The organism is Okeania sp. SIO2F4, assembly GCF_010672385.1.
GTDB lineage: Bacteria > Cyanobacteriota > Cyanobacteriia > Cyanobacteriales > Microcoleaceae > Trichodesmium.
The window spans coordinates 1-1,103 of the sequence record NZ_JAAHGT010001487.1; the positions used below are offsets into that span (position 1 = coordinate 1).

Annotated in this window: 1 protein-coding gene and 1 pseudogene; both read right to left on the minus strand. The window is 36.6% G+C overall.

Annotated features, from left to right (window positions below; translation table 11 throughout):
- A pseudogene (locus F6K22_RS41405) lies at positions 1-391 on the minus strand (hypothetical protein); the annotation flags it as partial.
- A 464-nt stretch (positions 392-855) separates the two neighbouring features.
- The coding region (locus tag F6K22_RS41410) for a citrate/2-methylcitrate synthase (protein ID WP_293111028.1) at positions 856-1,103 on the minus strand (248 nt) is incomplete at its 5' end.

A 1,103-nucleotide genomic window follows, 5' to 3' on the forward strand; every position in this document is an offset into this window, starting at 1 on the left:
TTGTTTGACTTGGGTCCAAACGACCAGGATCGTGAATTTTATCAATCACCTTAGCCATCTCTCCAGGTTGACCAAAGAAATAGAGACACAAACCAACACCAAATCCCCCAATTGTTGCCACTATCCAGGTGTAATTCCATGCTGGTAACCAATCTGGAAAAATTCCTGTGAAGTAATGCTTCCCTGTTTCCCATACCAACACTAAAAACTGTTCTAAAACAAAGTAGTAAGCTATAGCAACCAATCCCCCCATAATGCCAACAGCACTGGTATAAAGCAGAACTTTGGAGTACAACAATTCTTGAGTCTGACTGGTTAATTTTACTTGGTTGTCTTTGACATTTTGGTTATCCATACTGGGGAAAAGCCGTGGAATTTTCTTCTCAATCAAAATCTGTCTGCTAAAGAATCCGGCTAATATGATCGAGTTTATTATAAAGATAGAAACAAAAATATTCATAGGTTACAAAAATCTATTTGTAGCCACATCTTTGATATCTTCCCGAAGTTGCTCTTGAGATATTGTTTATCCTGAACAATCTATGCTAGGCACTTATGAGTTTTTTCCCTCTGTCATGCTGTTTCTTCCAGAGAAGCTCAACTTTTCATTTCCTGTACCGTTTCATGTAGAGGAAAGCCGAAAAAACAATTTCTCAATTCCAAATTCAGTGCGTCGTCAAACAGTAATAATTTAACTTTATAGCGCTACGCATTAAGGCTCTTGACATTTATAAATCCTAAAACCCTTTATCAGTCTACTATTCCCTATTCCCTATTCCCTGTTCACGCTTCGCTACGCGCTATATGACTTCTGAATTCTGAATTCTAAATTCTAAATTCTAAATTCTAAAATACTTAACGTTCTTGAATAGGTTTATAATAAACATTATGGTCTCCAGTATAAATTTGTGTAGGACGGAAAATCCGATTAGCTGCCAATTGCTCTTTCCAGTGAGCTAACCAACCAGCTACACGAGCAATAGCAAATATTGGTGTAAATAAATCACTAGATATTCCTAATTTTCGATAAACAAGACCAGAGTAAAAGTCCACATTTGGGTAAATACCTTTATGGCCTAGTTTTTCATCTACAACCTTTTCCA